Origin of the sequence: Breoghania sp. L-A4, from assembly GCF_003432385.1 — a bacterium.
Classification (GTDB): domain Bacteria; phylum Pseudomonadota; class Alphaproteobacteria; order Rhizobiales; family Stappiaceae; genus Breoghania.
This window is the reverse complement of sequence record NZ_CP031841.1, coordinates 4,608,798-4,635,205: the sequence shown is the minus strand read 5'-3', so window position 1 is coordinate 4,635,205 and position 26,408 is coordinate 4,608,798. Positions and strand designations below refer to the sequence as shown.

Annotated in this window: 22 protein-coding genes and 2 pseudogenes; 12 read left to right on the top strand and 12 right to left on the bottom strand. The window is 64.5% G+C overall.

Annotation, left to right across the window (positions count from 1 at the left end):
* The first annotated feature begins 90 nt into the window (after positions 1-90).
* The 4 genes from D1F64_RS21180 (at position 91) to D1F64_RS21165 (ending at position 3,461) form a co-directional block, all read left to right on the top strand.
* Positions 91-1,293, top strand: a complete 1,203-nt coding sequence (locus D1F64_RS21180) for a pyridoxal phosphate-dependent aminotransferase (RefSeq protein WP_117414767.1) — start codon at positions 91-93, stop codon at positions 1,291-1,293.
* Positions 1,294-1,474: 181 nt separating this feature from the next.
* Complete coding sequence (locus D1F64_RS21175; protein ID WP_248304539.1) at positions 1,475-1,957, top strand: DUF992 domain-containing protein; 483 nt, start codon at positions 1,475-1,477, stop codon at positions 1,955-1,957.
* 150 nt (positions 1,958-2,107) lie between these two features.
* Positions 2,108-2,506 carry a DUF992 domain-containing protein gene (locus tag D1F64_RS21170; RefSeq protein WP_162901694.1) on the top strand — a complete coding sequence of 133 codons (399 nt, stop codon included), beginning with the start codon at positions 2,108-2,110 and terminating at the stop codon, positions 2,504-2,506.
* Positions 2,507-2,630: 124 nt separating this feature from the next.
* Complete coding sequence (locus D1F64_RS21165; RefSeq protein WP_162901693.1) at positions 2,631-3,461, top strand: hypothetical protein; 831 nt, start codon at positions 2,631-2,633, stop codon at positions 3,459-3,461.
* Positions 3,462-3,573: 112 nt separating this feature from the next.
* Here the strand turns inward: D1F64_RS21165 and D1F64_RS21160 are convergent, their stop codons facing one another.
* On the bottom strand, positions 3,574-4,869 hold the full coding sequence (locus D1F64_RS21160) for a phenylacetate--CoA ligase family protein (RefSeq protein ID WP_117414036.1): 1,296 nt from the start codon (positions 4,867-4,869) through the stop codon (positions 3,574-3,576).
* 300 nt (positions 4,870-5,169) lie between these two features.
* On the opposite strand from D1F64_RS21160, the pseudogene D1F64_RS21155 reads away from it, so the two are divergent.
* Together D1F64_RS21155 and msrP are read left to right on the top strand one after the other, a co-directional pair.
* Positions 5,170-7,238, top strand: a pseudogene (locus tag D1F64_RS21155) (elongation factor G).
* 156 nt (positions 7,239-7,394) lie between these two features.
* The gene (gene msrP / locus D1F64_RS21150) at positions 7,395-8,360 is read left to right on the top strand and encodes a protein-methionine-sulfoxide reductase catalytic subunit MsrP (protein WP_117414035.1); all 966 of its coding nucleotides are present in this window, start codon (positions 7,395-7,397) and stop codon (positions 8,358-8,360) included.
* 384 nt (positions 8,361-8,744) lie between these two features.
* On the opposite strand, the gene D1F64_RS21145 is transcribed toward msrP, so the two are convergent.
* From D1F64_RS21145 to D1F64_RS21135, 3 genes are all read right to left on the bottom strand, one after another.
* Positions 8,745-9,641, bottom strand: coding sequence for a LysR family transcriptional regulator (locus D1F64_RS21145; protein ID WP_117414034.1), 897 nt, complete (start codon positions 9,639-9,641; stop codon positions 8,745-8,747).
* Between the two features lie 73 nt (positions 9,642-9,714).
* Positions 9,715-10,680, bottom strand: coding sequence for a thioredoxin-disulfide reductase (gene trxB, locus D1F64_RS21140; protein ID WP_117414766.1), 966 nt, complete (start codon positions 10,678-10,680; stop codon positions 9,715-9,717).
* A 57-nt stretch (positions 10,681-10,737) separates the two neighbouring features.
* A complete protein-coding gene (locus tag D1F64_RS21135) occupies positions 10,738-11,685 on the bottom strand; it encodes a mitochondrial fission ELM1 family protein (protein ID WP_248304538.1) in 948 nt (315 codons plus the stop codon).
* A gap of 156 nt (positions 11,686-11,841) precedes the next feature.
* Between D1F64_RS21135 and D1F64_RS21130 the strand changes: the two genes are divergently transcribed.
* On the top strand, positions 11,842-12,309 hold the full coding sequence (locus D1F64_RS21130; protein ID WP_248304537.1) for an Lrp/AsnC family transcriptional regulator: 468 nt from the start codon (positions 11,842-11,844) through the stop codon (positions 12,307-12,309).
* 95 nt (positions 12,310-12,404) lie between these two features.
* On the opposite strand, the gene D1F64_RS21125 is transcribed toward D1F64_RS21130, so the two are convergent.
* The 6 genes from D1F64_RS21125 to D1F64_RS21100 all read right to left on the bottom strand — a co-directional run bounded on the left by D1F64_RS21125 (position 12,405) and on the right by D1F64_RS21100 (position 17,608).
* Positions 12,405-12,614, bottom strand: coding sequence for a cold-shock protein (locus D1F64_RS21125; RefSeq protein WP_117414031.1), 210 nt, complete (start codon positions 12,612-12,614; stop codon positions 12,405-12,407).
* A 444-nt stretch (positions 12,615-13,058) separates the two neighbouring features.
* Positions 13,059-14,753 carry an acyl-CoA dehydrogenase family protein gene (locus D1F64_RS21120; protein WP_117414030.1) on the bottom strand — a complete coding sequence of 565 codons (1,695 nt, stop codon included), beginning with the start codon at positions 14,751-14,753 and terminating at the stop codon, positions 13,059-13,061.
* Positions 14,754-14,997: 244 nt separating this feature from the next.
* Positions 14,998-15,222: a Flp family type IVb pilin gene (locus D1F64_RS21115; RefSeq protein WP_117414029.1), complete on the bottom strand. Its 225-nt coding sequence runs from the start codon at positions 15,220-15,222 to the stop codon at positions 14,998-15,000.
* Positions 15,223-15,263: 41 nt separating this feature from the next.
* Positions 15,264-15,665, bottom strand: coding sequence for a (deoxy)nucleoside triphosphate pyrophosphohydrolase (locus tag D1F64_RS21110; RefSeq protein ID WP_117414028.1), 402 nt, complete (start codon positions 15,663-15,665; stop codon positions 15,264-15,266).
* Positions 15,666-15,997: 332 nt separating this feature from the next.
* A complete protein-coding gene (gene argJ / locus D1F64_RS21105) occupies positions 15,998-17,239 on the bottom strand; it encodes a bifunctional glutamate N-acetyltransferase/amino-acid acetyltransferase ArgJ (RefSeq protein ID WP_117414027.1) in 1,242 nt (413 codons plus the stop codon).
* A gap of 120 nt (positions 17,240-17,359) precedes the next feature.
* The gene (locus tag D1F64_RS21100; RefSeq protein ID WP_117414026.1) at positions 17,360-17,608 is read right to left on the bottom strand and encodes a hypothetical protein; all 249 of its coding nucleotides are present in this window, start codon (positions 17,606-17,608) and stop codon (positions 17,360-17,362) included.
* A 217-nt stretch (positions 17,609-17,825) separates the two neighbouring features.
* Here D1F64_RS21100 and D1F64_RS21095 point away from each other — a divergent pair, with 217 nt between their 5' ends.
* On the top strand, positions 17,826-18,422 hold the full coding sequence (locus D1F64_RS21095; RefSeq protein WP_117414025.1) for a TetR/AcrR family transcriptional regulator: 597 nt from the start codon (positions 17,826-17,828) through the stop codon (positions 18,420-18,422).
* 91 nt (positions 18,423-18,513) lie between these two features.
* Here D1F64_RS21095 and D1F64_RS21090 read toward each other — a convergent pair whose 3' ends face one another.
* Positions 18,514-19,386 (bottom strand): peptidylprolyl isomerase, encoded by an 873-nt coding sequence (locus D1F64_RS21090; RefSeq protein ID WP_117414024.1) that lies wholly within the window; start codon positions 19,384-19,386, stop codon positions 18,514-18,516.
* Between the two features lie 391 nt (positions 19,387-19,777).
* On the opposite strand from D1F64_RS21090, the pseudogene secA reads away from it, so the two are divergent.
* The 4 genes and pseudogenes from secA to D1F64_RS21070 all read left to right on the top strand — a co-directional run bounded on the left by secA (position 19,778) and on the right by D1F64_RS21070 (position 25,579).
* A pseudogene (gene secA / locus D1F64_RS21085) lies at positions 19,778-22,554 on the top strand (preprotein translocase subunit SecA).
* A gap of 159 nt (positions 22,555-22,713) precedes the next feature.
* The gene (locus D1F64_RS21080) at positions 22,714-23,778 is read left to right on the top strand and encodes a glycosyltransferase family 2 protein (RefSeq protein WP_117414023.1); all 1,065 of its coding nucleotides are present in this window, start codon (positions 22,714-22,716) and stop codon (positions 23,776-23,778) included.
* Entirely contained in the window at positions 23,775-24,224 is a 450-nt protein-coding gene (locus tag D1F64_RS21075) for a GtrA family protein (protein WP_205470568.1), read from the top strand. The genes D1F64_RS21080 and D1F64_RS21075 overlap by 4 nt, the downstream gene beginning before the upstream one ends.
* A 125-nt stretch (positions 24,225-24,349) precedes the next feature.
* Positions 24,350-25,579 (top strand): adenylate/guanylate cyclase domain-containing protein, encoded by a 1,230-nt coding sequence (locus D1F64_RS21070; RefSeq protein WP_117414022.1) that lies wholly within the window; start codon positions 24,350-24,352, stop codon positions 25,577-25,579.
* A 90-nt stretch (positions 25,580-25,669) separates the two neighbouring features.
* Here D1F64_RS21070 and D1F64_RS21065 read toward each other — a convergent pair whose 3' ends face one another.
* Positions 25,670-26,272 carry a L,D-transpeptidase gene (locus D1F64_RS21065; RefSeq protein ID WP_117414764.1) on the bottom strand — a complete coding sequence of 201 codons (603 nt, stop codon included), beginning with the start codon at positions 26,270-26,272 and terminating at the stop codon, positions 25,670-25,672.
* Between the last annotated feature and the right edge of the window lie 136 nt (positions 26,273-26,408).

Genomic DNA, 26,408 nt, shown 5'->3' with positions numbered 1-26,408 from the left:
TTCCATGGATCGGCGGAATGGCTCCATTTCGCCGGATTTTGCTTCGGACCGGACGTGCCTCCGTCGCGATCCGAGAGTGAGGAGATACAGATGGCCTTTATCGCCGACGCGCTTTCCCGTGTGCAACCGTCCGCTACGATCGCGGTCACCAACAAGGCGCGGGAACTGAAAGCCGCGGGCCGCGACGTGATCGGTCTTGGCGCAGGGGAGCCGGATTTCGACACGCCCGAGAACATCAAGCAGGCGGCGATCGATGCCATCAATCAGGGCAAGACCAAATACACCGCCGTCGACGGCATCCCGGAACTGAAGCAGGCGATCTGCGACAAGTTCAAGCGCGAGAACGGCCTCGACTACACGCCGGCGCAGGTGACGGTCGGCACCGGCGGCAAGCAGGTGCTCTACAACGCGCTGATCGCGACGATCAACCCCGGCGACGAAGTGCTGGTGCCTGCGCCCTACTGGGTGTCCTACCCGGACATGGTGTTGCTGGCCGGCGGCACGCCGGTCACCGTCGACGCTTCCATGGACACCGGCTTCAAGATGACGCCGGAGGCGCTTGAGGCGGCGATCACGCCGAAGACCAAGTGGCTGATCTTCAACTCGCCGTCCAACCCCTCGGGTGCCGCCTACACGCGCGCCGAGCTGAAGGCGCTCACCGACGTGCTGATGAAGCATCCTCAGGTCTGGGTGATGACGGACGACATGTACGAGCATCTCGTCTACGACGATTTCGAGTTCACCACGCCCGCGCAGGTCGAGCCGGCGCTCTACGAGCGCACGCTGACGGTCAATGGCGTCTCCAAGGCCTATGCGATGACCGGCTGGCGCATCGGCTATGCCGCGGGTCCGGTGGAACTGATCAAGGCGATGGCCAAGATCCAGTCGCAGTCGACCTCCAATCCCTGCTCGATTTCGCAGTGGGCGGCGGTCGAGGCGCTGAACGGGCCGCAGGACTTCATCGGCGAGAACAACAAGGTGTTCAAGCAGCGCCGCGATCTGGTGGTGTCCATGCTCAACCAGGCGACCGGGATTTCCTGCCCGACGCCGGAAGGCGCGTTTTATGTCTATCCCTCCTGCGCGGGGCTGATCGGCAAGACGGCGCCTTCGGGCAAGGTGATCGAGACGGACGAGGATTTCGTCACCGAGCTGCTGGAGACCGAAGGCGTGGCCGTTGTGCAGGGCTCGGCCTTCGGTCTGGGACCGAACTTCCGCATTTCCTACGCCACCTCGACCGAGGCGCTCGAGGAAGCCTGCATGCGCATCCAGCGGTTCTGCGGCAACGTCAGATAGGCCGTCTGCGAGTTCATGTGTGCGGGGCGATGGAACCAATGGTTCCTCGCCCCGTTGTATTCCCGAGCCTTGAATCACGGTCGTTCTGGTGGCGCGTTCGCCGCTGGGTCGTCAACTTCGTGATGACGCTTGGTTGCAGATGTTCCGCGACGCTCGCGCGAGCACAGCGAAAGGAATACACATGACACGTTCTATGAAAGCACTGCTCGCCACCGCCCTCATCGCCACTGCTGCGCCCGTCGGGCTCGCGCATGCCGAGGATGCCGGCGTGAAGGCCGGTGTCCTCAATTGCACGGTGGCCGGCGGCACGGGCTTCATCTTCGGTTCGTCGAAGACCCTGAGCTGCGCCTATCATCCCGTTCAGGGTGCGACCGAGGTCTACACGGGCTCGATCACCAAGTTCGGCATCGATGTTGGCGTCACCAACGTGACCCAGCTGTCCTGGGCCGTTTTCGCGCCGAGCTCCGATGTTGAGCCGGGCGCGCTGGAAGGCGACTATGCCGGCGTGACGGCCGAGGCCACGCTTGGTGCCGGTGTCGGCGCCAACGCGCTTGTGGGCGGGTTGGACAAGTCCGTCGCGCTGAATCCGCTCAGCGTTCAGGTGCAGACCGGTCTGAACGTCGCCGCCGGCATCGCGTCGCTGAAGCTGACCTCGGTGCAGTGATCGCCCTGGCGCGGCCGCTTGAAACACGAGCACGGAACGCGCCGGAGGCACTGCGACGATGACAAGAGGGTTCCTCCGATGCGTATGATTCGAACATTCCTGGCAGGCGCGCTGGTTTTTGCCAGTGCGCCTGCCGTCGCGCAGACACATGTGAAAATCGGCGTACTGGATTGCGCGGTGAAGAGCGGTCAGACGACCGTTCTGTCGTCGGCCAAGGATCTGTCGTGCAATTTTCTGCGTGGCGAGGATGCTCCCGCGGACGTCTATTTCGGTCAGATCCGGCGCGTCGGAATCGAGCTTGGGTCAACCGAAAACGGCGTGATCCGCTGGGTCGTGCTGGCGCCAAGCGAGGATGTGCCCACCGGTGCGCTGGCTGGCGATTATGTCGGCGTGTCGGCGCAGGCGACGCTCGGCGTCGGAGCCGGCGCCAATGTGCTTGTCGGCGGCAGCGAAAGCTCCTTCGCGCTACAGCCTGTCAGCCTCCAGACTCAGACCGGACTCAATCTTGCCGCCGGGATCGCGGAGCTGGAATTGCGGTCATTCAACTGAGCGGGCCGTTGCGCTTGTGATCGATCCGCAACACGTTTGATGGATTTACCTTACCTTACGTAATGTTACTTCGCCAGGCCGGGACTTCGTGGAACCATGCACGGAGCAACGACGGAGGCTTGGCATGGTAGACCGATCGAAATGGTTCATGTGCACCGCCTTGTCCGGCGGCTGGCTGATTGCCGCTGTGCCCGGTTTCGCGGCCGATTATTCCGACGCGGCTTTCGGCGCCGGCACGCGTCCGGCTGTTTCCGAGATCAACGGCAAAATCGCCGGCGGCTTCGGCATCTTCGATGACGACGCGCTGGCGTTCGGGCTTGGCTCCGTCAGCGTGCCGCTTGGACATGCCTTCGGCTTCCAGCTCGACGGTATTGGCGGTGGCGCCGGATCCGGTTTCGGCGGCGTCGCCGGCCATGCCTTCTGGCGCGATCCGGACCGCGCGCTCCTCGGCGTCTATGCTTCCTATCTGAAGAACAACCGTGTCGATTTCGACGTCGGCCACGTTGCCGCCGAGGGCGAGTTCTATTTCAACCGGGTGTCGCTGGAAGGCCTGGCGGGCGTCGAATTCGGCGATGCCGACACCGATTTCTACGGTTCCGCCAACCTGGCGTTCTATCCGGTCGACGATTTGCGCCTCTATGCCGGCTACCGCTATGTCAACGAGATCAACGTCGCGGCCGCCGGCTTCGAATGGCAGGTGCCCAACGACCGGGTTCACGGCCTGTCGCTGTTCGGCGACGGCCGCGTCTCCGATACCCGCCTGTGGTCCGTGTTCGCCGGCCTGCGGATCTACCTCGGCGACGACAAGTCGCTGATCCGGCGCCACCGCGAGGATGATCCCAACGGCACCCAGCTGATCGACGATCTGTTCGGCCTGTCCGACCAGCGGGGCTCCTCCTGCGACCCGCCGAACATGATCATCGACGGCACCTGCGTGATAATCACTCCGGAATAGGCCGTCCGCCTCGAGAGCGGCAGTTGGGCCGTGATCGTCGCTCTGACGACGCTCGGAGCGCGTTTTTGAATCCATCGGAACAACCGGTGTTTCGCGCCCGTCTCGACCCGCCTCAAAAATCCCGCACATATTCCTGGTATTTTCCACCCGGCAAACGCGCGATGGTCTCGCACGGTCGGAAGCTGACGTCGATCCGCGGGTCGAACTGCCGACGCAGATAGGCGGCCAGTGCCGCCCGGTCCTCGGACTGTCCCGGCTGTTGCGGAACATAGCGGTATTCGACCGCAAGCGGCGCCGTCTGGGCGATCTGGAATTGCCGGCTCGGCACGTGACGCAGCATCTCCACCGAGGATGCCTGCGGCCAGATGCTGCGGCCGCCGGGAAAGGTGAACATGTGCCGCTGCCGGCCGAGTATCCGCGCGATCGTCGGCAGGGTGCGGCCGCAGACGCAGGACGCGGCACCGGCGGTGGCCAAGTCGCCGGTGTCGTAGCGGATGAACGGCATGGCGAAATTGTAGAAGCTGGTCACCACCAGCCGCCCGGGCGCGCCGGCCGGCACCGGATCGCCCGCCGCGTCGACGATCTCGACGAACTGGCTTTCCGCACACACGTGATAGTGCGGCGCCTGCGGGCATTGCCCGGCGATTTGACCGAGTTCCTGGGTGCCGTAGGCATCGACGACGCGGCCGCCCGACAGTCCCGCAATCTCCCGGCGCGTGTCGTCGCCGATCACTTCGCCCGTGGTCAGCACCGCCTCCAGTGGAAGCGGCGGCCCCTGTTCGGCGGCGGCGCGCAGGATTGCCAGCGCCGCAGTCGGATAGCTCAACAGATAACTCGGCGCGACACGCCGCAGCCACGCCGCCTGTTGCGCCGCGTCGCTGCCCTCGATGCCCAGATGCCAACCCTCGCCCGTCCCCTCTCGGCTCCACGGTCCGCCACACAGGCCGTCGGGAAGCACCGCGCGGCCGCTCCAGTCGATGGTGATGCGCGCCAGCCGCTTGTCGAAGTCAAGGCCGTGCCAGCGGTGCAGCCGGGTGGTCATGGCGTTGGAGGCAAGGTCGGCGAGCGCGCTGCGGGCGTGGTGGAACGACATGCCGGTGGAACCCGAGGTCTGGCCCTCGACCGTGGCACCCGCCTGCTCCGGCACGCGCGCCGCGCGCAAGGCGTCGACCTGCTGCTGCGCCTGTGGCCGGGTGAAGATGGGCACCTCGCGCCAGGCTTCGGGTACGAACCGGTCCGCGGAATCGAACAGCGCATCCAGCCGCGCGCGATAGAATGGAACCTGCGCGCGCGCGTGCCGCGCCAGCCGCTCCAGCGCCCGGCCGCGATAGCGCGCCATATCGCCTGGCGACAGCCGCTCGGTGGTCGCGAATGTCGCGGTGAAATGCTCAAGCGTCGTGTCGCTCATCGAGTCCCGCCGTCGAATCCGCGGTCGGCCTCTGGAACGATGTCCCCGGCCGAACGCCGCAAGGCTGTTCTAACCCCGCGGCACCTTTCTGTCTTCCGCCAACCGTATTGGTTCCGCCCCGTGCCGCGCGCGGTGGGTTTGGCCGTTGGCGCATCGCCCCGGATGCCGCAGTGCGGCGCGAGTTTCCCTTGCGTGATGTCTCGTTGCTTGAGACGATAAAGCCCTATCGGCGCTTCCCGCAGCCGTACATCGCACGGCCATCGGGCGCAGCATGCCGAGCACACAGCGGGAGAGATCATCATGGGAGACGACCAAGGCAAAGACACCGACCATGGCAGAGAGGCCGGGCCCCGGTGCGTAGCGCTCGTTGGACCTTTCGCCAGCGGCAAGACGTCGCTGCTCGAGGCCATTCTGGCGCGCACGGGGCCATAGCCAGGCAGGGCCGGGTGGCGGAGGGCAACACGCTCGGTGACGCGACGCCGGAAGCCCGCGCCCATACGATGAGCGTGGAGGCGAATATCGCCGAAACCGATTTCATGGGTGATGCCTACACCTTCATCGACTGTCCCGGCTCGGTGGAGTTCCTGTTCGAGTCGCAGGGCATCCTGGGTGGCGCGGATGTCGCCGTGGTGGTGGCCGAAGCCGACGAACGCAAGGTGCCCGCGCTTCAGGTGATCATGAAGACGCTGGAAGACCGCGGCATTCCGCGGATGCTGTTTCTCAACAAGATCGACAAGGCGGACAAGGGCGTGCGCGCCGTGCTGGAAATGCTGCAGCCGGCATCCAGCATTCCGCTCGTGCTGCGCCAGATCCCGATCTGGAAGGACGGCGTGGCGACGGGCTTCATCGATCTGGCGCTGGAACGCGCCCACGTCTACCAGCACCACGCGGAAAGCGAGATTGTGCAGATCCCGGACGCGGAGAAGAGCCGCGAGCTGGACGCGCGCTTCGAGATGCTGGAAACGGTGGCCGATTATGACGACGCCCTGATGGAGCAACTGCTGGAGGACATTCCGCCGGAACCCGACGCGGTGTTCGCGGATCTGGCGGCCGAACTGCGCCAGGGACTGATCTGCCCGGTGTTCATCGGCTCGGCGGAGAACGGCAACGGCATTCTGAGGCTGCTGAAGGCCTTGCGGCACGAGTCGCCGTCCATCGTGGAGACGCGGGCGCGGCTCGGCGCCGGCGAGGCGCAAGGCACCGTGGTGCAGGTGCTCAAGACCATCCACACGACGCACGGCGGCAAACTCTCCGTCGGCCGGGTGCTTTCAGGCGAGGCGGGCGACGGCTCGGTTCTGCTGCGCACCAGCGGCGAGGAAAATCGCATCTCGGGACTGTTTCGCGTGATGGGCACCCAGGCGCTCAAGCGCGGCGCGGCTCACGCCGGCGAGACCGTGGCGTTCGGGCGTCTCGATACGGTGCAGACCGGCGACACGCTTGCGGTGGACGCGCCGTTTGCGGAGAATCTGATCGCGCTGCAGCCGCCCGAGCCGGTGCTGGGCATGGCCGTGTCCCCGGTCGAGCGCAAGGACGAGGTGAAACTGTCGGCGGCGCTGTCAAAGGTGGTCGAGGAGGATCCCTCCATCCGCGTCACCCAGCTGCAGGACACCGGCGAGACGCTTCTGGAGGGGCAGGGGGAAATGCACCTCCGCGTGGCGCTGGAGCGGCTGACCGGAAAATACGCCATCTCCGTGGATACGGCGCCGCCGCAGGTCTCTTACCGCGAGACGATCCGCGCGGGCGCTTCCGCGCGCGGCCGCCACAAGAAGCAGTCCGGCGGTCATGGCCAGTTCGGCGACGTGGCTTTGGAGATCCGGCCGCTGCTGCGTGGCGAGGGCATTCAGTTCGCCGAGACGATCACCGGCGGCGTGGTGCCCAAGCAATATATTTCCTCCGTCGAGCAGGGCGTGCGCGAGTATCTCAAGAGCGGGCCGCTGGGCTTCCCGGTGGTCGATGTGGCGGTGACGCTCGTCGACGGCTCGTATCATTCGGTCGACAGTTCCGACCAGGCCTTCAAGATGGCAGCGCAACTGGGCATGCGGGAAGGCATGGGCGGCTGCAAGCCGGTGCTGCTGGAGCCGATTTCGGAGGTCTGTATCCATTGCCCCTCGGAGGCGACCGCCCGGATCAACGCGATCGTCTCCAGCCGCCGCGGTCAGATCATGGGGTTTGACGCGCGCGACGGTTGGCCGGGCTGGGACAGCGTGCGGGCGATGATGCCGGAGGCCGAGCTGCAGGACCTGATTGTCGAGCTGCGGTCGGCGACCGCCGGTGTCGGCACCTACACCAAACGCTTCGATCATCTGAACGAACTGACGGGAAAGCTGGCCGATCAGGTGCTGATGAAATACGGACGCCGCGCAGCGTGAGCGCGGGGTGTCTATGACACGGAGATGACTACCCATAAAACGGAGGTGATTTGCCCATGACACGGCAGTGATTTGCCCATGACACAGAGGTGATTTGAATGTGTGCCGGGCCCGTTCTAGCTGTACTTGAGACTGGAACGGACTCGGGAGAAGACCATGCTGATCAAGCGCCGACAGGGCTGGGAGATACCCGAAAGCCAGGCAACGCCGGAGGGCATTTTCCTCAACCGGCGCGCGTTCCTCTCGGGCACGGCGGCCCTCGGCGCGTCGATCGCCACAAGCGCCATGCTGCCGGGTCGCGCCCGGGCGGAGACCGATCCCAGCGCCCATCTCTATCCGGCCGAGCGCAACGAGGCCTTCGTCCTCGACCGCGCGGTGACGCCGGAAGAGATCAATTCCACCTACAACAATTTCTACGAGTTCGGTTCGCACAAGCAGATCTACACCTACGCGCAGAAGCTGCCGATCCGGCCGTGGGAAGTGCGCATCGACGGCATGGTCGATGAGGAGATGACGCTCGGCATTGACGAGCTGCTCGCCAGGGTATCGCTTGAGGAGCGGCTCTACCGGCACCGCTGCGTCGAGGCCTGGGCGATGGCCATTCCGTGGAGCGGTTTCGCGCTGGCCGATCTGGTGCGCATCGCCAGCCCCAAGGCGGGCGCGAAATATCTGGCGATGGAAACCTTCTTCAATCCCGACGTGGCCTCGGGCCAGCGCCAGTCCTGGAATCCGTGGCCTTATACCGAAGCCGTGACCATGGCCGAGGCGACCAACGATCTGGCGTTCCTCGTCACCGGCGCCTACGGCAAGCCGCTCGCCAAGCAGTTCGGCGCGCCGCTCCGCCTGGCCCTGCCGTGGAAATACGGCTTCAAGTCCATCAAGTCGATTGTCCGCTTCACCTTCACCGATGTGCGCCCGCAGAGCTTCTGGGAGAAGATCGGCCCGAGCGAATACGGTTTCTGGGCCAACGTGAATCCGGATGTGCCGCATCCGCGCTGGAGCCAGGCAAGCGAACGCATTCTGGGGACGAATGAGACTGTGCCGACGCAACTGTTCAACGGCTATGGCGAGCAAGTTGCCGGAATGTACGCGGGACTCGACGGCGAAAAGCTCTTCATGTGACCGCGGCCGGATGATCGCCGCCCGGGTGTGGCGTGGCAATCGGCATGCCGCAATCGCATGGCTGCGACATTCTGTCAGGCCGTCAGATTGCCAAGGCGCAGATTAAAATCTGGGCGCGCTTAATTTTTCATCAAATAGTGGGATTGGACAAAAAAGAAGCCGGACTCCAGAGGAGCCCGGCAGTTCTGACCGCAATTGCTTGCGGTGCAATACCTTCCAGAGGGAACAGCTGGTTGCCTCGTCGTTTGCCGGGAGGAGATTGCAAACGATTTGACGATCAGCTGGCGCTTATATGCGCAAACGGTGCCCGCCAGACAAGCAGTTCGGACGCAATGCTGGTATGCGATTTTCGCATATGTGAAGGGAGCTGCTGAAACCGCAGCGTCAGAAGGTCCAGCGCTCGGCGTTCGACAGCAAAAAGTCCCGGAACGCGGTGATGCGCGCGGTGTTGCGCAGTTCCGCCGGGTAGACGAAGTAGGTGTCGAAACTGGGCGCCTGGGCCTCGGGAATCAGCTGCACCAGGCCAGAATCGGCCTCGATCAGATAGTCCGGCAGGATGCCGATGCCAATGCCGCGTTGAATGGCGCGTTTGATCGCGACCACATTGTTGACGCGCAGCGCGGTTCGCCGCCGCTGTCCTTCCGGCATGCCGGCGGTTTCCAGCCAGTTCATTTCGCGCAGATAGGCGGGGGCGGGCTCGCCGAACATGACGATGCGGTGGTTGTGGCTGTCGAGATCGTCGACGGTCGCGGGGCTGCCGAAGCGCTGCAGGTAGGCGGGCGAGGCATAGAGATGAAAGTGCACCGTGAACAGCTTGCGCTGGATCAGGTCGGGCTGCACCGGCTGGCGCAGGCGAATGGCGACATCGGCCTCGCGCATGGTGAGGTCCAGCTCGTCGTCGTTGAGGATGATCTGCAACTCGACATCCGGATACAGCTCGACAAATTCGTTCAGCCGTGACGTCAGCCAGGTGGAGCCCAGACCGACGGTCGTGGTGACCCGCAGCAGGCCGGAGGGCTTTTCCTTGCTGTCCGTCAGCCGGGCCTGCACGGCTTCGAGCTTGCGCAGCACGTCCTGCGCCGTGCGGTAGAGCAATTCGCCCTGTTCGGTCAGCAGCAGGCCTCTGGCGTGCCGGTAGAACAGCGAGACGCCGATCTCCTGTTCGAGCGCGGAGACCTGCCGGCTGACGGCGGACTGGCTCATGTGCAGCGTATCGCCGGCATGCGTGAAGCTGCCGGCCTGGGCGGCCGCATGAAAGATGCGCAGTTTATCCCAATCCATCACCGGTCCCCGGTTGGTCGGCGCGCCAGCGCAAGGAGATGGCCGGCACGCGCGGCAGCAATATGAGAGCCGGTTACTCGGCTGCTTCCTCGGAGACGGTTTCCAGCGCCGTCACGTATTTTTCCGCTTCCAAAGCCGCCATGCAGCCCATGCCGGCGGCCGTGACGGCCTGGCGATAGACTTCATCGGTCACATCACCGGCGGCGAAGACGCCCGGGATCGAGGTGCGCGTGGAATCGCCCTCGGTCCAGATGTAGCCCGACGGCTTCAGCTTGACCTGGTCCTTGAACAGTTCGACCGCCGGCGCGTGGCCGATGGCGATAAAGATGCCCTCGGCGTCCACGTCGGTGGTGGCGCCGGTCTTGACGTTCTTCAGCCGCGCGCCGGTGACGCCCATCGGCTGGCCGCCGCCGAGCACTTCCTCAAGCGCGCTGTCCCAGATCACGTTGATCTTCGGATTGGCGAATAGACGGTTCTGCAGGATCTTCTCGGACCGCAACTCGCCGCGGCGGTGCACCAGTGTGACGCTCTCCGCCAGATTGGCGAGATAGAGCGCTTCCTCGACGGCCGTGTTGCCGCCGCCGATCACGATGACCTTCTTGCCGCGGTAAAAGAACCCGTCGCAGGTGGCGCACGCTGAGACACCGAGGCCCTTGAACTTTTCTTCGGTATCGATGCCGAGCCACTTGGCCTGGGCGCCCGTGGCGATCACCAGCGCATCGGCGGTGTAGACGTCGCCGCTGTCGCCGATGAGCCGGACCGGCTTGGCGGTCACGTCGGCCTCCACGATGGTGTCGTAGATGATCTTCGTGCCGACGTTCTCGGCCTGCTTTTGCATCTGCTCCATCAGCCACGGACCCTGAATGGGATCGGCGAAGCCGGGATAGTTTTCCACATCGGTGGTGATCGTCAGCTGCCCGCCCGGCTGGATGCCGCACACCAGCGTCGGTTCCAGCATGGCGCGCGCGCCATAGATTGCCGCGGTGTAGCCCGCGGGGCCCGATCCGATGATGAGAAGCTTGCTGTGATACGTGGTCATGGCGTCTTGCCCGGGCTTGTCGCTGCCCGCGCATGCGGCCAACGGGGTCTGTAACGGTTACGCGTGCGCATCCGCCTTGCGGCGATAACGCTCGAGGATCGCGGCTGCGATCGTGCAGGTGGAATCTAGTGGCTCGTACCTATAGGTTTCAAGGCGTCCGGCAAAGGGGCGTGTGATCCCCAACTCTGACATTTTTTTGAGAAAATGCCGAATTTTCGCATGGCCGCCGCTTGGCTCGAACACCAGCACGGGTTTTCCGGTGACCGCGGCCTCGCCGACCATGTTGGTCGAATCCGCCGTCACCACCACGGCATCCGCGTGAGCGAGAAAATCGGCAAGCGGATTGCCGCCGGTTCCATCCCACAGCACGTGGTCGCCGGAGGCGGCGATCTCGCGCAGGACGCGGGCGAGTGACTCGGGCGTGCGCCGCGATGTGGTGATCATCAGGTGGGCGCCCGACGCGGCAAGGCTTTGCAGCTTGGCGGAGAGACTTTCGATGTCCCGGGGTGTGAAGGTGTGGTGCCGGCTGTCGCCGCCGACCAGAACCGCGACGCGCGGCGCGGGCAGGGCCGCAATGTCCGCCGGCGTCGCCGCGCGGCACTCTTCCAGTATCTGGGCGGAGAAGCGGTGCGGCGGTGTCGGTGTCGCCAGGACGTTGGGACCGCGCAAAGCATCATGCTCGGGAACCCAGATGAAGTCTGCGGCGCCGGCGCCTGTGCGCGGGTCTTTCAGAAATACCGTGAAGCAGGCGCCCCGGGAGGCGCGGCGCAGGGCGCGCAGGTAGGGTACGGCGCGGCGGCCCGAGGCGATGGCGACGTCGGGCCAGGGTGGGGCAAGCGGGCTACCAACGCGCGATGGCGCGTCGCGGGGGTCTATGGGGCCCCAGGGCATCAGCAGCGCGAACAGAGGGCGCGGTGCCACGCGCCGGATCGTGTAGGGCACGGCGAGCGCCTCGGCGACGCCGATGCATTGCGCCTCGTCGCCGGGTTTTCCGTCGCTCAGCACCCAAACGCTCCGGGGGGTGGCGAGTCTCGTCAAGCCGCGCGCCTTTCGTGATCTTTTCGAATCATGCGTGGAATTGTTATAGTCTTGCAAATTCACGCAAAGAATCATAACGAAGCCTCTGATGAATTGTGCACCTGCGAATACGAGGAGACCAGCGTGAAGGCGCGTCTTGATGCTATCGACTGGAAGATCCTGAAGGAACTTCAGGACAACGGGCGCATCACCAACGTGGAGCTGGCGCGGCGCGTCGGCATTTCCGCGCCGCCGTGCCTGCGCCGGGTGCGCGCGCTCGAGGAAGCCGGGATCATTCACGGCTACCGCACGCTGGTTGACGAGAAGCAGCTCGGCTACGACCTGACGGCGTTTGCCATGGTCGGCCTGCACAGCCAGGCGGAGAGCGATCTGCTGGCCTTCCAGGAAACCGTCGAGACCTGGCCGCTGGTGCGCGAGGCGCACATGTTGTCGGGCGAGGTGGATTTCCTGCTCAAGTGCGTGGCGCCGGACCTGCAGGCGTTCCAGACGTTCGTGATCCGGGATCTCACCGCCGCGCCGAACGTCGACAGTGTGCGCACCGCGCTGACCATCCGCCGCACCAAGGACGTGCCGCTGGTGCCGATCGACTGAGCCGGCTTGCGGGCGCGCTTCCGGACGTCCGCCTCAGAATGCAAAAAAGCCTCCCCGGGCGACCGGGGAGGCTTTTCATTCACGACAGGCGTGAATTAATCGATCGCGCGGAGCGAGCCAGCGGAGGTACGGCCGTCACGACCGGTCTCGAGCTCGAACTCCACCTTCTGGTTCTCGTCCAGGCCGTGCATGCCAGCGCGCTCAACGGCCGAGATGTGCACGAAGACGTCCTTGCCGCCGTCGTCCGGCTGGATGAAACCAAAACCTTTGGTGGTATTGAAGAATTTAACGGTGCCGGTAGCCATCTACCTGTCTCCATATTTTAGGACCGCACTGCGATATGCCGCGGCTTCGACTCAGTTACCGAAATCATCGAGAGACTGCGGCCTTGGTCAGACAGGCAGGATCTATCAATGCGTATCAACTGGTGGCGGCCATTTAAAACTTTGTACAGCCAGAATCAAGAGCTTCTGTCGCGAAAAATTTATGAGCACGGGGCACATACCGACCGTGTATGTCCGAACGTTGAATGTCACTAGAGGCAAATCTTGTCAGAATTCAAACGATTTAGTGGCGTTCGCACAATTTCCGGGAAAGCCCGTGTGCCGCTGCGTAAATTTTGTGCTCTCAATTTCGTGATCGAACCGGCGCGGAACGATTGCCCGCGACGCGGGCGCGGCGGCATGCATTCGGGCGCTCCGGGCCAGCTTTGCAGGTCCGAAAAACGGTGAACGGGCAAATCCGCCGCATTACTGTCCCGCGGTTTCAAGCAATCGCCGCGCAATCACCTGGGCCTGAATTTCCGCGGCGCCCTCGAAGATGTTGAGGATCCGGGCGTCGCAGAGAACGCGGGAGACCGGGTATTCCTGCGCGAATCCGTTGCCGCCGTGGATCTGCACGGCGTTGTCGGCCGCAGCCCACGCGACGCGCGCGCCCAGCAGTTTCGCCATGCCGGCTTCCAGGTCGCAGCGATGACCCTGGTCCTTTTCGCGGGCCGAATGATAGGTCAACTGGCGGGTGATCATCACTTCCGCGGCCATCATCGCCAGCTTGTCGGAAACGCGCGGAAAGTCGATCAGCGGCTTGCCGAACTGCACGCGATCCTGAGCGTAGCGCAGGGCCAGGTCCATGGCCGACTGGGCGACACCGATGGCGCGGGCCGCGGTCTGGATGCGGGCGCCCTCGAATGTCTGCATCAATTGTTTGAAACCCTGACCCTCGACCTGGCCGAGCAGGTTCTCGCCCGCCACCTCGAAGCCGTCGAAGGCGATCTCATATTCCTTCATGCCGCGGTAGCCGAGCACCTCGATCTCGCCGCCGCTCATGCCGTCCGCCGGGAACGGATTGGCGTCGTCGCCGCGCGGCTTCTCCGCAAGGAACATCGACAGGCCCTTGTAGCCGGGCTCGGCCGGATTGGTGCGGGCCAGCAGGGTCATGACGTCGGCGCGCACCGGATGGGTGATCCAGGTCTTGTTGCCGGTGACCTTCCAGACGTCGCCGTCCTGAACCGCGCGGGTTTTCAGCGAGGCGAGGTCGGAGCCGGTGTTGGGCTCGGTGAAGACGGCCGTTGGCAGGATCTCGCCCGAGGCGATCAGCGGCAGCCATTTGTCCTTCTGCGCGTCGGTGCCGCCGCACAGGATGAGTTCGGCGGCGATCTCGGAGCGGGTGCCGAGCGAGCCCACGCCGATATAGGCGCGGCTCAGTTCCTCGGAGACCACGCACATGCTTTCCTTGCCGAGCCCGAGCCCGCCGTATTGCTCGGGAATGGTCAGGCCGAAGACGCCGAGCTCGGACATTTTCTCGATGATGGAGAGCGGGATGTATTCGTTCTTCAGGTGCCATTCATGCGCGTGGGGCATCACCTCGGCATCGGCGAAGCGGCGCATTTCGTTGCGGATCTGCTCGTAGGTGTCCTCAAGCCCGGCATCGCCCAGGGTCGAGGAACCTTCGCTCTCGCGCATCAGGGCGACGATGCGGGCGCGCAGCTCCGGTGTGTTTCCGGTGCTGATCAGCGTCTCGACCGTGTCGGTGCGCGCGTCCGCGGCCGTCTGGGCGGTCACGCCCAGATCGGCCAGGCGAACGATCTCGCCCTGGTTCATCGGGATGCCGCCGAAAATCTGCGCCAGATACTCGCCGAACGCCAGGCGGACCAGCAGCGTCTCGATCTCGCCGAGACGGCCTTCGCCCTGCATGCGGTCGGCATAGGCGCTCATCTGGCGCAGCGCCTCCACATAGGTGGCGATCCAGGCAAGCCCATGCGTGGCCCGCTGCTCGGCCTCAACGCGGGCCGATGACACGCGGCCATCGACAAGGAACCGGGCGCGCACGGCGTCGCGCGCCTGCGCCAGAAGTCTGTCCAGCGTCGGCAGGGCCTCGCGGGCAAGTGTGATCGCATCGATGCCGGATGCGTTCGAAACGGTTTCTGAGGCCACGGCCTGGCTCATGGGAATGCTCCGTGCTGCGCACTGAACGCGCCAAATTGCTGCATCGCAAACTTAGCCGGGTCCAGCGGCTTCGCAATGCATCTTTTGGTCAAACGGCAAAGATCATGCCCAAGCCGGCGTCCGCGCCGCATGCTTCGCGGCGCGCGCGACAGGCGGCGGTGCGCCGGAAAGCGCATCGGAGACAGAGTCAGGCGGTTGGAAATGTTATGAGTTCGAAGCGCGCGCGAAAGTCGCGCGAGGGTGCCTATTCGGCCGGCTGGGAACTGACGAAGGCGTTGGAAATGGTCGGGTTGTAAAGCGATTCGGTCACGCTTTCCCTCAACGTGATCAGCGAGCCGATCAGCGCGATCGTAAGGATCGCGGCAATCAGGCCATATTCGATGGCGGTCGAGCCACGCTCGTCGCGCAGGAAGGTCGCGGCCAGGTGACCGAAGGCTGTCTTGTTGGTTTTTCCGGTCCGAAGCGCCATTGCACCCACCCATGCTGCTCAGACCGTCCCGCGCGATCTCCTCACAGAAGATCGATCAGGTGCGGGATGAGCGGTTCATCCGCCGGCGGCATCGGATAGTCCCGCAGGCGCACCGGACGTACCCATTTGAGGGATTGCCCTTCCACGCCGCGGGTCGTACCCGACCATCGCCGACATATGTAAAGTGGCATGAGCAAGTGAAAATCATCATAAGCGTGGCTGGCGAAGGTCAGCGGCGCAAGGCACTCTTTCTTAACCTCAATTCCAAGTTCCTCGGCGAGTTCCCGGATCAGAGTCTCCTCCGGACGTTCGCCTGTTTCGACCTTTCCACCGGGGAATTCCCACAATCCGGCCATGGATTTTCCAGCCGGCCGCTGCGCGATAAGAACCCGGCCGTCGACATCGACAAGGGCGCAGGCGACGACGAGAAGCATCCGTGACATGGGCGCAGTGTTCCGTAGTGAGACGCGGCCCGAACGGCCGGTTAACGATAACGAGGAATTGGTGGGTCGTGGCGCACCACTCCGCGGCCCGCGGCTGGCGGGCGCCGATAGTGATAGCGACAGGCTTTGGAAAAGCCCAGTCCCGCGTATGGCGCCTGTGCGCTCCGGTTGTGTCCGGCGACCTGCAGCGACGCGGTGACGGGGTTGCAGGGCGACAGCCGCGCGACCCATCCCTCGCTGATCGTTTTGTCGAGCGCGGGGAAGGCCCTGAGATCGGCCACTCCAGGGTCTGGATCAGCGAGAGGTCATCCGGCCGGTCGACACAGGGCGCCTCAGCTTCTGTAGTCGCCATTGATCGCCACATATTCCTTGGTGAGGTCGCAGGTCCAGACGGTGGCCGAACCGTCGCCGAGGCCAAGGTCCACGCGCAGCGGGATTTCCTGCCGTTTCATCACCGCGGAGGCGGCGGCTTCGGAATAGTCGGGATCGCGTTCGCCCTCGACGGCCACCCGCACATCACCGAACCAGATGGCGAGGCGGTCGCGGTCCGCCGGTTCGCCGGCCTTGCCCACGGCCATGACGACGCGGCCCCAATTGGCGTCCTCGCCGGCGATCGCCGTCTTGACCAGCGGCGAGTTGGCGATGGACAGGGCGATGCGCTTGGCCGAGGCATCGCTTTCCGCGCCATGGATGCTCACCTCGACGAACTTGCGCGCGCCCTCGCCGTCCTTGACGATCCAGTGCGCCAGTTCCCGCATCAGATCGGCCAGGGCCGTGCGGAACGTCTCCAGGCGCGGGTCGGCGGCGTCGGTGATCATCGGCGCGCCGCGCTCAGCAGCCTTGCCCGTGGCGAACAGCAGGACTGTGTCGGACGTCGATGTGTCGCTGTCGATGGTGATGGCGTTGAAGGAGCCGCCGACGTTCTGCGACAGCAGCGACTGCAGCACGGGGGATGCGATCGGCGCGTCGGTGAACAGGAACGACAGCATGGTGGCCATGTCGGGCGCGATCATGCCGGCGCCCTTGGCGATGCCGTTCAGCGTCACGTCCACGCCGCCCAGATCGATGGTGCGGGTGGCGACCTTGGGAAAGGTGTCGGTGGTCATGATGGCCCTGGCGGCCTCGATCCAGGGACCCGCCGTGGCGCGCTGCGCCAGATCATCGGCGACGGCCGCGAATTTTTCCGCGGCCAGCGGCTCGCCGATGACGCCTGTCGAGGCAAGATAGATTTCCGAAGGCGCACAGCCGATGGCCCTGGCGACGATGTCGGCTGAAAGCTCCACCGCCGCCTGACCCTTCTTGCCGGTGAAGGCGTTGGCATTGCCGGAATTGACCAGCAGGGCCCGCGCGGCTCCGTCTGCGAGGTTCGCTCGGCACCAGTCGACCGGCGCGGAAGGGCAGCGGGATTTCGTGAACACGCCGGCGACGCTGGTCTCAGGGTCCAGCAGCATCAACAGCACATCGGTGCGGCCCTTGTATTTGATCCCGGCCTCGGCGGTGGCGAAGCGCACGCCCGGCACGTCCGGCATGGACGGATAGGATTGCGGGGCAAGCGGCGAAATGGCGGTCGACATGGGGGCCTCGGACAGGATTTGCGGGTTGTGGCGTCGGGGACGATGGCAAAGCCTTGCCCGATGCCTGCGGCACGCGCAAGCCCATTCCGGGCATCCGCCGCCGCCCGGCGACCTGTCCGGCTATCCGGGAAGGCCGCGTCCGCTGCGGTGGAGGAAGGCCCCGAACCGGCGATGAATGAGCGGGATGATCGCCCAGATCATCACGATCACGATGACCGGCACCAGCACGAGGGTGCGCTGCCACAACGCCCAGCCATTGGTGAGCGGGAAGACGAGATAGAGCAGTGCGGTGACGACCGGATAGACGCCGAGGGCGACGAGAAGGGCGAAGCGGGGACGGGAGAAGGAACTGGCTGCTGGTTTGGACATTCGGAGATCCTGCCTGGGAAGCGATTTCAGTATAATACGGAACGGCTCGTTCCGTTGAATAGAACGATCCGTTCCGTTCTGTCAAGAGCGATGCTACTGTGCCGAAGGCCGCGTCGATCCAGGTGGAAAACACCGGGAGACGCGGCAGCACGGATACGGCCGAAAGACGCCTGAGCGGAGAAAAGCGCCGGGAAAACCGGGAATCAAGGGGGAGACGATGACCGAAGATGCCGGACAACCGCGCAAGTCGATCGGCGCGCGCCGCAATCCCGCGAGCGCGGATGCCATTCGCGACGCCGCGGAGGCGATCTTGTGCGAAGCCGGCTATGCCGGCTTTTCGATCGAGGCTGTCGCCCGGCGCGCGCGCGCCGGCAAGCCGACCATCTATCGCTGGTGGCCCAGCAAGGCCGCGCTGCTGCTGGAGGTCTATCATCGCCAGAAAGGGGATGTCTTCGATCCGGACAGCGGGTCGCTGGAAGAAGATGTCTTTCTGTTCCTGCGCAGCCTGTTCCGGCTGTGGCGGGAAACCCCGGCGGGCAACACTTTCAAGTCAATCCTGGCGGAAGCGCAGACGGATACCGCGGCCGCGGAGGCGGTGAAGGCCTACCGTGCCGATCGGCTCGTCCACACAAGCCGCATTATCGAGCGCGCGCGGGCGCGCGGGGAGGTCCGGGACGATGTCGATCCGCTGCTGGCGGCCGATCTGATCGCCTCCTTCGCCTGGAGCCATCTTCTCGTCGATGCGCTGGCGGACGACATCGATCTTTTTCGAAAGGCGGCCCGGCATCTTTGCGGAAGCTGGGCTCCTCAATAAAAGCGCCGGCCGTCGTCATGACGGCCGGCGCTCGCAAGATCCGGTTCGCGCGGGGGGGGCGCGACTTTGAGGCTTATTGTGCCGAGGTTGCTTATTGTGCCGAGGTTTCGGGAGCGTCCGGTGCGTCCTGATCGGAGCCCGGCACCTTGACAATCTCGATCGTCGCCTCGGCCTTCAGCTTGGCCATCACTTCCTGGAAACGTGTGCGAAGAAGGTCCTCGCGCAAGTTGTTCTTGACCGCCTCGAAGGCGGGCGCGGGCTGCTTGCGGTCTTCCTCAGCCTTGATCACGTGCCAACCGAACTGGGTCTCGACGGGGGTTTTCGTGTAGGCGCCGATCTCGAGCGAAAAGGCCGCATCCTCGAATGCCGGAACCATGCGGCCCTTGGTGAAGAATCCCAGATCGCCGCCGCTGGGACCGCTCGGGCCGGTCGACTTCTCCTTCGCCAGTTCGGCGAAGTCCTTGCCCGCGTCGAGTTCGGCGATCACGGCCTTCGCTTCTTCTTCCGTCTTCACCAGAATGTGGCGCGCGTGGCGCTCGTCCGGGCCCTCGAAGTCGGCGAACTTGGCGTCGTAGGACGCCTTGAGTTCTTCGTCGGTGGTCTCCAGCGCCACGTTCTTGCGGAAAAACGCGTCGCGCAGGGCGCGGGTTTCGAGATAGGCAATATGCTTCTTGAATTCGGGATCCTCGTCGAGGCCCGCCTTACGCGCGGCGTCGGCAAGCACATGCATGTCGACCATCACGTCGGTCAGAACCTTGGGGCGCATGGCTTCCGGCACCTGCATCAGGTCCTTGGCGTAGTCGACGCCGACCAATGCGAGGTCGGTCTGGGTGATTTCGGTGCCGTTGACGCGCGCGACGACTTCGTCATCCTGCTCGGCGTGTGCGGGCATCGCAACGAGCGTGGCCAGCAGACCTGTGATGGCGAGCGGACGCGCGGCTGCGGTCAGGACGGTGCGAAACATGTGATATCCTTGTGTCTGGGCCTTTGTCTCACGGGCCGTTGTGCGGGCCCCGTTGAGCAGCCTGATGGCGGGACCTTGCGCCTCGGTCGTCGCTCGCCTCCAGCGACGTGACCGTGTGCAGGGCCCGGCGGACGTTTCCCTCTGGCCGGGCGAGAAATCGTCATGCCCGGCGTGCCGGGGCACACTTGCCGAAACCGGCGGCGTTGACAAGCTTTCAGGGCGCTCTTATCTGTCGAGCGTCCCGGCCCGCGGTGGGGATTGGTCTTTATATGGGCGGTGCGTGTTAAAGGACAATCGTTTTCCGCGCGCGCCGCTGCCTGTCATATCTGCTCGTCTCTCAAGCCGTGCCGCATTTCGCGAAGCGGTCCGGTTTCCCAAAGGAAGGACCATCATGGTCGGCCTCGGCGCTCTCGCCCGTAAAATCTTCGGTTCCGCCAACGATCGCAAGATCAAGACCTATACGTCCACTGTCGAGGCCATCAACGCCCTCGAGCCAGAGCTGCAGGCGCTTTCCGACGACGCGCTGCGTGCGCGCACCGACGTGTTTCGCGCGCAGCTGTCCCAAGGGCCTCGCTCGACGACATTCTCGTGCCCGCCTTCGCGACGGTGCGCGAGGCCGCCAAACGGGTGCTCGGCCAGCGCCCCTACGACGTGCAGCTGATCGGCGGCATGGTGTTGAACGAGGGCAAGATTTCCGAGATGAAGACCGGCGAGGGCAAGACGCTGGTCGCCACGCTTCCGGTCTACCTCAACGCGCTGACGGGCAAGGGCGTGCATGTGGTCACCGTCAACGACTATCTGGCCAGCCGTGATGCCGACTGGATGGGCCGGATCTATCGTTTCCTGGGGCTGACCACGGGCGTCATTATTCACGGTCTGCAGGAAGACCAGCGCCGCGCCGCCTACGCCGCCGACGTGACCTATGGCACCAACAACGAGTTTGGTTTCGACTATCTGCGCGACAACATGGCGCATGAGCGGTCCATGATGGTGCAGCGCGGCCACCATTTCTCGATCGTCGATGAGGTGGACAGCATTCTCATCGATGAGGCGCGCACCCCGCTGATCATCTCCGGTCCGCTCGAGGACCGCACGGATTTCTACAACACGATCGACACCTTCATTCCGCGCCTCTCGGAAGAGGATTATGAAGTCGACGAGAAGCAGCGCTCCGCCCATTTCACCGAAGCGGGCAACGAGAAGCTCGAGAGGCTGCTCGCCGAGGCGGACCTGTTGAAGGGCGAGTCGCTCTACGACATCGAAAACGTCACGGTCGTGCATCACCTGCAGCAGGCGCTGAAGGCGCACCGGCTGTTCCAGCGCGACAAGGACTACATCGTGCGCGGTGGCGAAGTGGTGATCATCGACGAATTCACCGGTCGCATGATGCCGGGCCGCCGCTTCTCCGAAGGCCTGCATCAGGCGCTGGAGGCCAAGGAAAAGGCCACCATTCAGCCGGAAAACCAGACGCTCGCCTCGATCACCTTCCAGAACTACTTCCGCATGTACGAAAAGCTCGCGGGCATGACCGGCACGGCGCTGACAGAGGCGGACGAGTTCCTCGACATCTACGGACTCGAAGTGATCGAGATCCCCACGAATCTGCCGATCAAGCGGATCGACGACGACGACGAGGTGTATCGCACGGCGCAGGAGAAATATAACGCCATCCTGATGCTGGTCGACGAATGCAAGTCGCGCGGACAGCCCATTCTGGTCGGCACGACGTCGATCGAGAAATCGGAGCTGATCGCCGAGCTCCTGAAGAAACATGGCTACCGGCAGATTGACGTGACCGACCCGGCGGCGTTCCAGCCGCTGTATGACGGTGACCAGGGCACGGCGAAGGAAAAGATCTTCGCGGTTCTGAACGCGCGCTATCACGAGCAGGAAGCCGCGATCATCTCGCAGGCGGGCATTCCCGGCGCCGTGACGATCGCCACCAACATGGCTGGCCGCGGTACCGATATTCAGCTTGGCGGCAATGCCGAGCTGCGTATCGAACGCGAGTTGGCGGACATGGAAGAGGGTGAGGAGCGCGCGGCCAGGGAAGCCGTGATCCGCGCCGAGATCGAAGCGTTGAAACAGACGGCGCTGGCAGCCGGCGGCCTCTATGTGGTGGCCACGGAGCGGCACGAAAGCCGCCGCATCGACAACCAGTTGCGCGGCCGTTCCGGCCGTCAGGGCGATCCCGGCCACACCAAGTTCTTCCTGTCGCTGCAGGACGACCTAATGCGGATCTTCGGCTCCGAGCGCATGGACGGCATGCTGCAGAAGCTCGGCCTTCAGGAAGGCGAGGCGATCATCCATCCCTGGATCAACAAGGCTCTGGAGAAGGCGCAGCAGAAGGTCGAGGCGCGCAACTTCGACCAGCGCAAGAACGTGCTGAAGTTCGACGACGTGATGAACGACCAGCGCAAGGTGGTGTTCGAGCAACGTCTTGAATTGATGGACGGCGACGCCATCGCCGACACGGTCGCCGACATGCGCCACGATGTCATCGATGATCTCGTCGCCCGCCATATCCCGGAAAAAGCCTATCCCGAACAGTGGGATACGGATGGACTTGTGGAAGAGACGCGCAGTGCACTGAACCTCGATCTGCCCATCAAGGAATGGGCGGCCGAGGAAGGTATTGCGGACGAGGAAGTGCGCCAGCGCATGAAGAACGCCGCTGACGCGGTGATGGCCGCCAAGGTCGCCAACTACGGTCCGGACCTCATGCGCCGGGTCGAAAAGGCGGTCCTGCTGCAGACACTGGATCACTTGTGGCGCGAGCATCTGGCGACGCTGGATCATTTGCGCTCGGTGATCGGCTTCCGCGGCTATGCCCAGCGCGATCCGCTGCAGGAGTACAAGACCGAGGCCTTCACCCTGTTCGAGGCCATGCTGTCGAACTTGCGCCAGATTGTCACCGCGCAGCTGATGCGCGTGGAGCTGGTGCAGGAGCAGCCGCCCCGCGAGGCGCCCATGCCCGAGATGCACGCCCATCACATCGACCCGCTGACGGGTGAGGATGAGATGGCGCTGGCGGATGCCGCCATCTCGCAGGGACGTCAGGCGCGTGACCCGAACGACCCGTCAAGCTGGGGCAAGGTCGGCCGCAACGAGGCATGTCCTTGCGGGTCCGGCAAGAAGTTCAAGCACTGCCACGGCGCCCTGGTCTGATTTCGGAATCCACGGCACTGCGCACAGACGGACACGGCGGGCTCAGGCCCGCCGTTTTCATGTGCGGGTCCGGGCGAGCGCGGCCCGTGTTGGCATGTGACATTTGCCGAAATCCGGGTTAGGCAGAAGCCGAACGAGACGGCGGCAGGATCGAAGGTGATGCAGCACGACAGCAATCCCTACACGCAGCGCCGCGCGGCAAGCCGCCCGGCGCGGCCGCGGCTGTCCATCATCGTGCCGATGTACAACGAGGAAGCCGTCGTCGACGTGTTTCTCGAGGCGATGCAGCGCGCGCTGGGCGAGGCGCGATCCGCCGGGTCCGACTTCTCGCACGCCTATGTCTTCGTCGACGACGGCAGCCGGGATTCCACCGCGGAGATCATCGCCCGCAGGCTTTCCGAAGGCGTGCCGGGCACGCTCATCGGCCTTTCGCGCAATTTCGGCAAGGAGGCGGCGCTCACCGCCGGGCTCGATCATGCGGACGGCGACATGGTCGTCGTCATCGATGCTGATCTTCAGGACCCGCCGGAGCTGATCGGCCCGATGATCGAGCATTGGCGCGCCGGTCACGACGTGGTCTACGGGCTGCGGGTGAACCGGTCGAGCGACAGCGTGCTCAAGCGGCGCTCGTCGCAGGCCTTCTACCGGCTTTTCAACCGGCTCGCGAACATCGACATGCCCGCCAACGCCGGCGACTTCCGCCTGATGGACCGCGCGGTTGTCGAGGCGTTGAAAAGCCTGCCGGAGCGCAACCGCTTCATGAAGGGCCTGTTCGCCTGGGTCGGTTTCTCGGCCGTGGCGGTGCCCTATACGCGGCCGGAGCGGGCGGCGGGCACCAGCAAATGGAATTACTGGAAGCTTTGGAATTTCGCGCTCGATGGGTTGATAGGTTTCACCTCGATTCCCTTGCGCATGTGGTTCTATTGCGGCGCGCTGATCGCGGCGCTGTCGTTTGCCTACGCGCTCTATCTCGTCATCCGCGTGCTGCTCTACGGCGTCGACATGCCGGGATATGCCTCGCTGATGACGGCGGTGCTGTTTTTCTCGGGCATTCAGCTTCTGTCGGTGGGCATCATTGGCGAATATGTCGCCCGGCTGTTCACCGAGACAAAGTGCCGCCCGATCTATGTCGTCGCGGATGTGATCGGCGGGGCGGCGGCGGACGGTGAGGGCGACGCCAAGGCCGGCGATCAGGACGCGAATCCACCGGCGCAGGCGTCATGACGACCGGAGACACCCCACCGCGCCCTCAAACCAGCCGGCACCGGCTTTTCACGGAGATGTTCACGGCCTGGCGCTTCGGGATTGTCGGCCTTGCCGCCACCGCCACCCATGCGGGCATCGCCCTGGCGCTGACGGTGAGCGGGCTCGCGCATCCGCTGGTCGCCAATCTGATCGCGTTTCTTGTCGCCTTTGCGGTCTCCTTCCTCGGGCATCATGTCTGGAGCTTTCCGGATTCGGCAAGCACCGCGCGGCGCAGGCGTCGGCGGATGATGCGGTTTTTCGCGCTGGCGTTCGCCGGGTTTGCGGCGAATTCCGCGGCGCTTGCGGGCTGGCTCGCCTGGGTGCCGCTTCCGGACGCCCTCGGTGTCATCGTGTCCATCGGACTGATCCCGCTGGTCACCTACCTCGGAGCCCGGATGTGGGCGTTCGCCGAGCCTGCCGTGTAAACGATAAGTGCGCGTGCGATGTCTGGCGGAGAAAGTCTCGCTGGTTCGCTCGTGCCGACGCGCTATTGTATTGAGCCACGGACGGACCATTTGAATGCCGTCGTCATCCGCCCCGCGAGGTCGCCATGTCCCATGCCGCCATGATCACATCCGTCGAGGACTGGCTGACCGATCAGGCACTCGGGTCGCCCAGCATCGCCACGATGTACCGTGAGGTTTGCGTCCGGTTGTCGGTGATTGGCATTCCGATCGCGCGGTCCATGATCACCTGGCCGATCCTGCACCCTCTCATCAAGATCGAGACAGCCCTGTGGCGGCGCGACCAGAACGTTGTTCTGGAACAGTACCCGCACCGCGAGAAGGAATCGGAGGAGTGGCAGCGCAGCCCGCTGAAGCATCTGCTCGACGCGGGCCAGGTGCTGATGCGCCGCAGGCTGTCGGGCCCCGAGGCGCTGATCGATTTTCCGCTTTTGGCCGACCTGGCGGAGCAGGGCTACACGGACTATCTGGCCATGGTGACGGAATTCACTGTGCCGCGGATGGGAAAGGATCAGCACGAGACGGGCATTCTCATCAGCTGGGCGTCGGACCGGCCGAGCGGCTTTTCCGATGAGGATATCATCGCGCTCAGGCGGATCCAGCGCGGGTTCGCGGTGGCCTGCCGGACGGTGATCCAGGCGCGGATCGCCAATAACATCACCGAAACCTATCTCGGCCGGCACGCGGCGGAACAGGTTCTGGCCGGCAACATCCGCCGCGGCGATGGCATTACCACCAAGGCGGTGATTCTCTATTCGGATCTGCGCGACTCGACAAAGCTCGCGGAAACGCTCGACCACGACGACTATCTGGCGCTGCTGAACGACTACTACGAATGCTCGGCGAGCGCGGCAATCGACGCCGGCGGCGAGGTGCTGGCCTTCATCGGCGATGCGGTTCTTTCCGTGTTCGCGCTTTCCGAGACCATGGTCTACGAGGATGCGATTCGCGCGGCCAGCCTGTCGGTGCAGGACGCCATCGCGCGCGGAGATGCGGTCAACCGGACGCGGCGGGAGACGGGACTTGCGCCATTCCGCTTCGGCGTTTCCGCATCGGTCGGCGAGGTGATGCTCGGCAATATCGGGGTGCCGACGCGGCTGACGTTCTCGGTGATCGGCCCGGCGGTCAACGCCGCGGCGCGCATCGAAAAACTCACCAAGACCGTTGGCGCGCAGGCCTTGGCCACCGCCGCGATCGCGGCCGTCTTCCCCGATTGCTGGCAAAGCATCGGGCCGCATCGTCTCGACGGCATGGCGACGCCGGTGGAACTGTATCGCCTGCGCGAGGACATGTCGTATCAGGCGGCCGTCGCCTGAACGGCCTTCTGAACGGCACCCCGTCGGGACAAAGAAAAACCCCGGTGTTTCCAGCGGGGGTTTCGCATTTCAGTGCGGTGTCGCCAGAGTTCAGAGCACCACGACCTTGGCGCCGACCTTGACCCGTTCGTAGAGGTCGATGACGTCATCGTTCAGCATGCGGATGCAGCCCGACGACACGGCGCGGCCGATGCTCCAGTCCTCGTTTGTGCCGTGGATACGGTACAGAGTCCGGCCGATATACATGGCGCGGGCGCCAAGCGGGTTCTTTTCGCCGCCGGGCATGAAGGCGGGGATCTTGTTCCCGGCCTTGGCTTCGCGGGCGCGCATTTCCGCCGGCGGCGTCCAGGACGGCCATTTGGCCTTTCGGGTGATCTTTTCCGTACCCTGCCACTCGAAGCCTTCACGGCCGACGCCGATGCCGTAGCGCATGGCCTTGCCGTTGCCCATCACGTAGTACAGGCGTCGCTTGGAGGTGTCGATGACCACGGAGCCGGCCGGCTCGCCGCCCGAATAGTCGATCTGGTCGCGCTTGTATTTCTTGCGCGCCAGCTTGGCCGCGACATGCTGCGGGATATAGGTCTTCATCCAGGTCTTTGACGAGGGGTCGAAACGCAATTGCTGCGCAAGCGACGAGCCCGGAGCCATGCAGACGGCGAACGCAAGAAGGATCAGCGGCACGAGACGGCGCATCAAGGTGTTTCCCTTCATGGATGGACCCTTTCGGATGTGTCAGCCGGGGCGGCGCGGGAGGCCTGCGGCCCGATCTGTCGAATCAATGATTTCCGGGCCGAATCATATCGCGTGATGCGCCTCAATACTGTGTTGT

What these genes read in the sequence shown, in the direction of transcription:
- D1F64_RS21180 (WP_117414767.1), top strand. Translation starts at nt 91, where the DNA reads ATGGCCTTTATCGCCGACGCGCTTTCCCGTGTGCAACCGTCCGCTACG.
- D1F64_RS21175 (WP_248304539.1), top strand. Translation starts at nt 1,475, where the DNA reads ATGACACGTTCTATGAAAGCACTGCTCGCCACCGCCCTCATCGCCACT.
- D1F64_RS21165 (WP_162901693.1), top strand. Translation starts at nt 2,631, where the DNA reads ATGGTAGACCGATCGAAATGGTTCATGTGCACCGCCTTGTCCGGCGGC.
- D1F64_RS21160 (WP_117414036.1), bottom strand. Translation starts at nt 4,869, where the DNA reads ATGAGCGACACGACGCTTGAGCATTTCACCGCGACATTCGCGACCACC.
- msrP (WP_117414035.1), top strand. Translation starts at nt 7,395, where the DNA reads ATGCTGATCAAGCGCCGACAGGGCTGGGAGATACCCGAAAGCCAGGCA.
- D1F64_RS21145 (WP_117414034.1), bottom strand. Translation starts at nt 9,641, where the DNA reads ATGGATTGGGATAAACTGCGCATCTTTCATGCGGCCGCCCAGGCCGGC.
- trxB (WP_117414766.1), bottom strand. Translation starts at nt 10,680, where the DNA reads ATGACCACGTATCACAGCAAGCTTCTCATCATCGGATCGGGCCCCGCG.
- D1F64_RS21125 (WP_117414031.1), bottom strand. Translation starts at nt 12,614, where the DNA reads ATGGCTACCGGCACCGTTAAATTCTTCAATACCACCAAAGGTTTTGGT.
- D1F64_RS21120 (WP_117414030.1), bottom strand. Translation starts at nt 14,753, where the DNA reads ATGAGCCAGGCCGTGGCCTCAGAAACCGTTTCGAACGCATCCGGCATC.
- D1F64_RS21115 (WP_117414029.1), bottom strand. Translation starts at nt 15,222, where the DNA reads ATGGCGCTTCGGACCGGAAAAACCAACAAGACAGCCTTCGGTCACCTG.
- D1F64_RS21110 (WP_117414028.1), bottom strand. Translation starts at nt 15,665, where the DNA reads ATGTCACGGATGCTTCTCGTCGTCGCCTGCGCCCTTGTCGATGTCGAC.
- argJ (WP_117414027.1), bottom strand. Translation starts at nt 17,239, where the DNA reads ATGTCGACCGCCATTTCGCCGCTTGCCCCGCAATCCTATCCGTCCATG.
- D1F64_RS21100 (WP_117414026.1), bottom strand. Translation starts at nt 17,608, where the DNA reads ATGTCCAAACCAGCAGCCAGTTCCTTCTCCCGTCCCCGCTTCGCCCTT.
- D1F64_RS21095 (WP_117414025.1), top strand. Translation starts at nt 17,826, where the DNA reads ATGACCGAAGATGCCGGACAACCGCGCAAGTCGATCGGCGCGCGCCGC.
- D1F64_RS21090 (WP_117414024.1), bottom strand. Translation starts at nt 19,386, where the DNA reads ATGTTTCGCACCGTCCTGACCGCAGCCGCGCGTCCGCTCGCCATCACA.
- D1F64_RS21080 (WP_117414023.1), top strand. Translation starts at nt 22,714, where the DNA reads ATGCAGCACGACAGCAATCCCTACACGCAGCGCCGCGCGGCAAGCCGC.
- D1F64_RS21075 (WP_205470568.1), top strand. Translation starts at nt 23,775, where the DNA reads ATGACGACCGGAGACACCCCACCGCGCCCTCAAACCAGCCGGCACCGG.
- D1F64_RS21070 (WP_117414022.1), top strand. Translation starts at nt 24,350, where the DNA reads ATGTCCCATGCCGCCATGATCACATCCGTCGAGGACTGGCTGACCGAT.
- D1F64_RS21065 (WP_117414764.1), bottom strand. Translation starts at nt 26,272, where the DNA reads ATGCGCCGTCTCGTGCCGCTGATCCTTCTTGCGTTCGCCGTCTGCATG.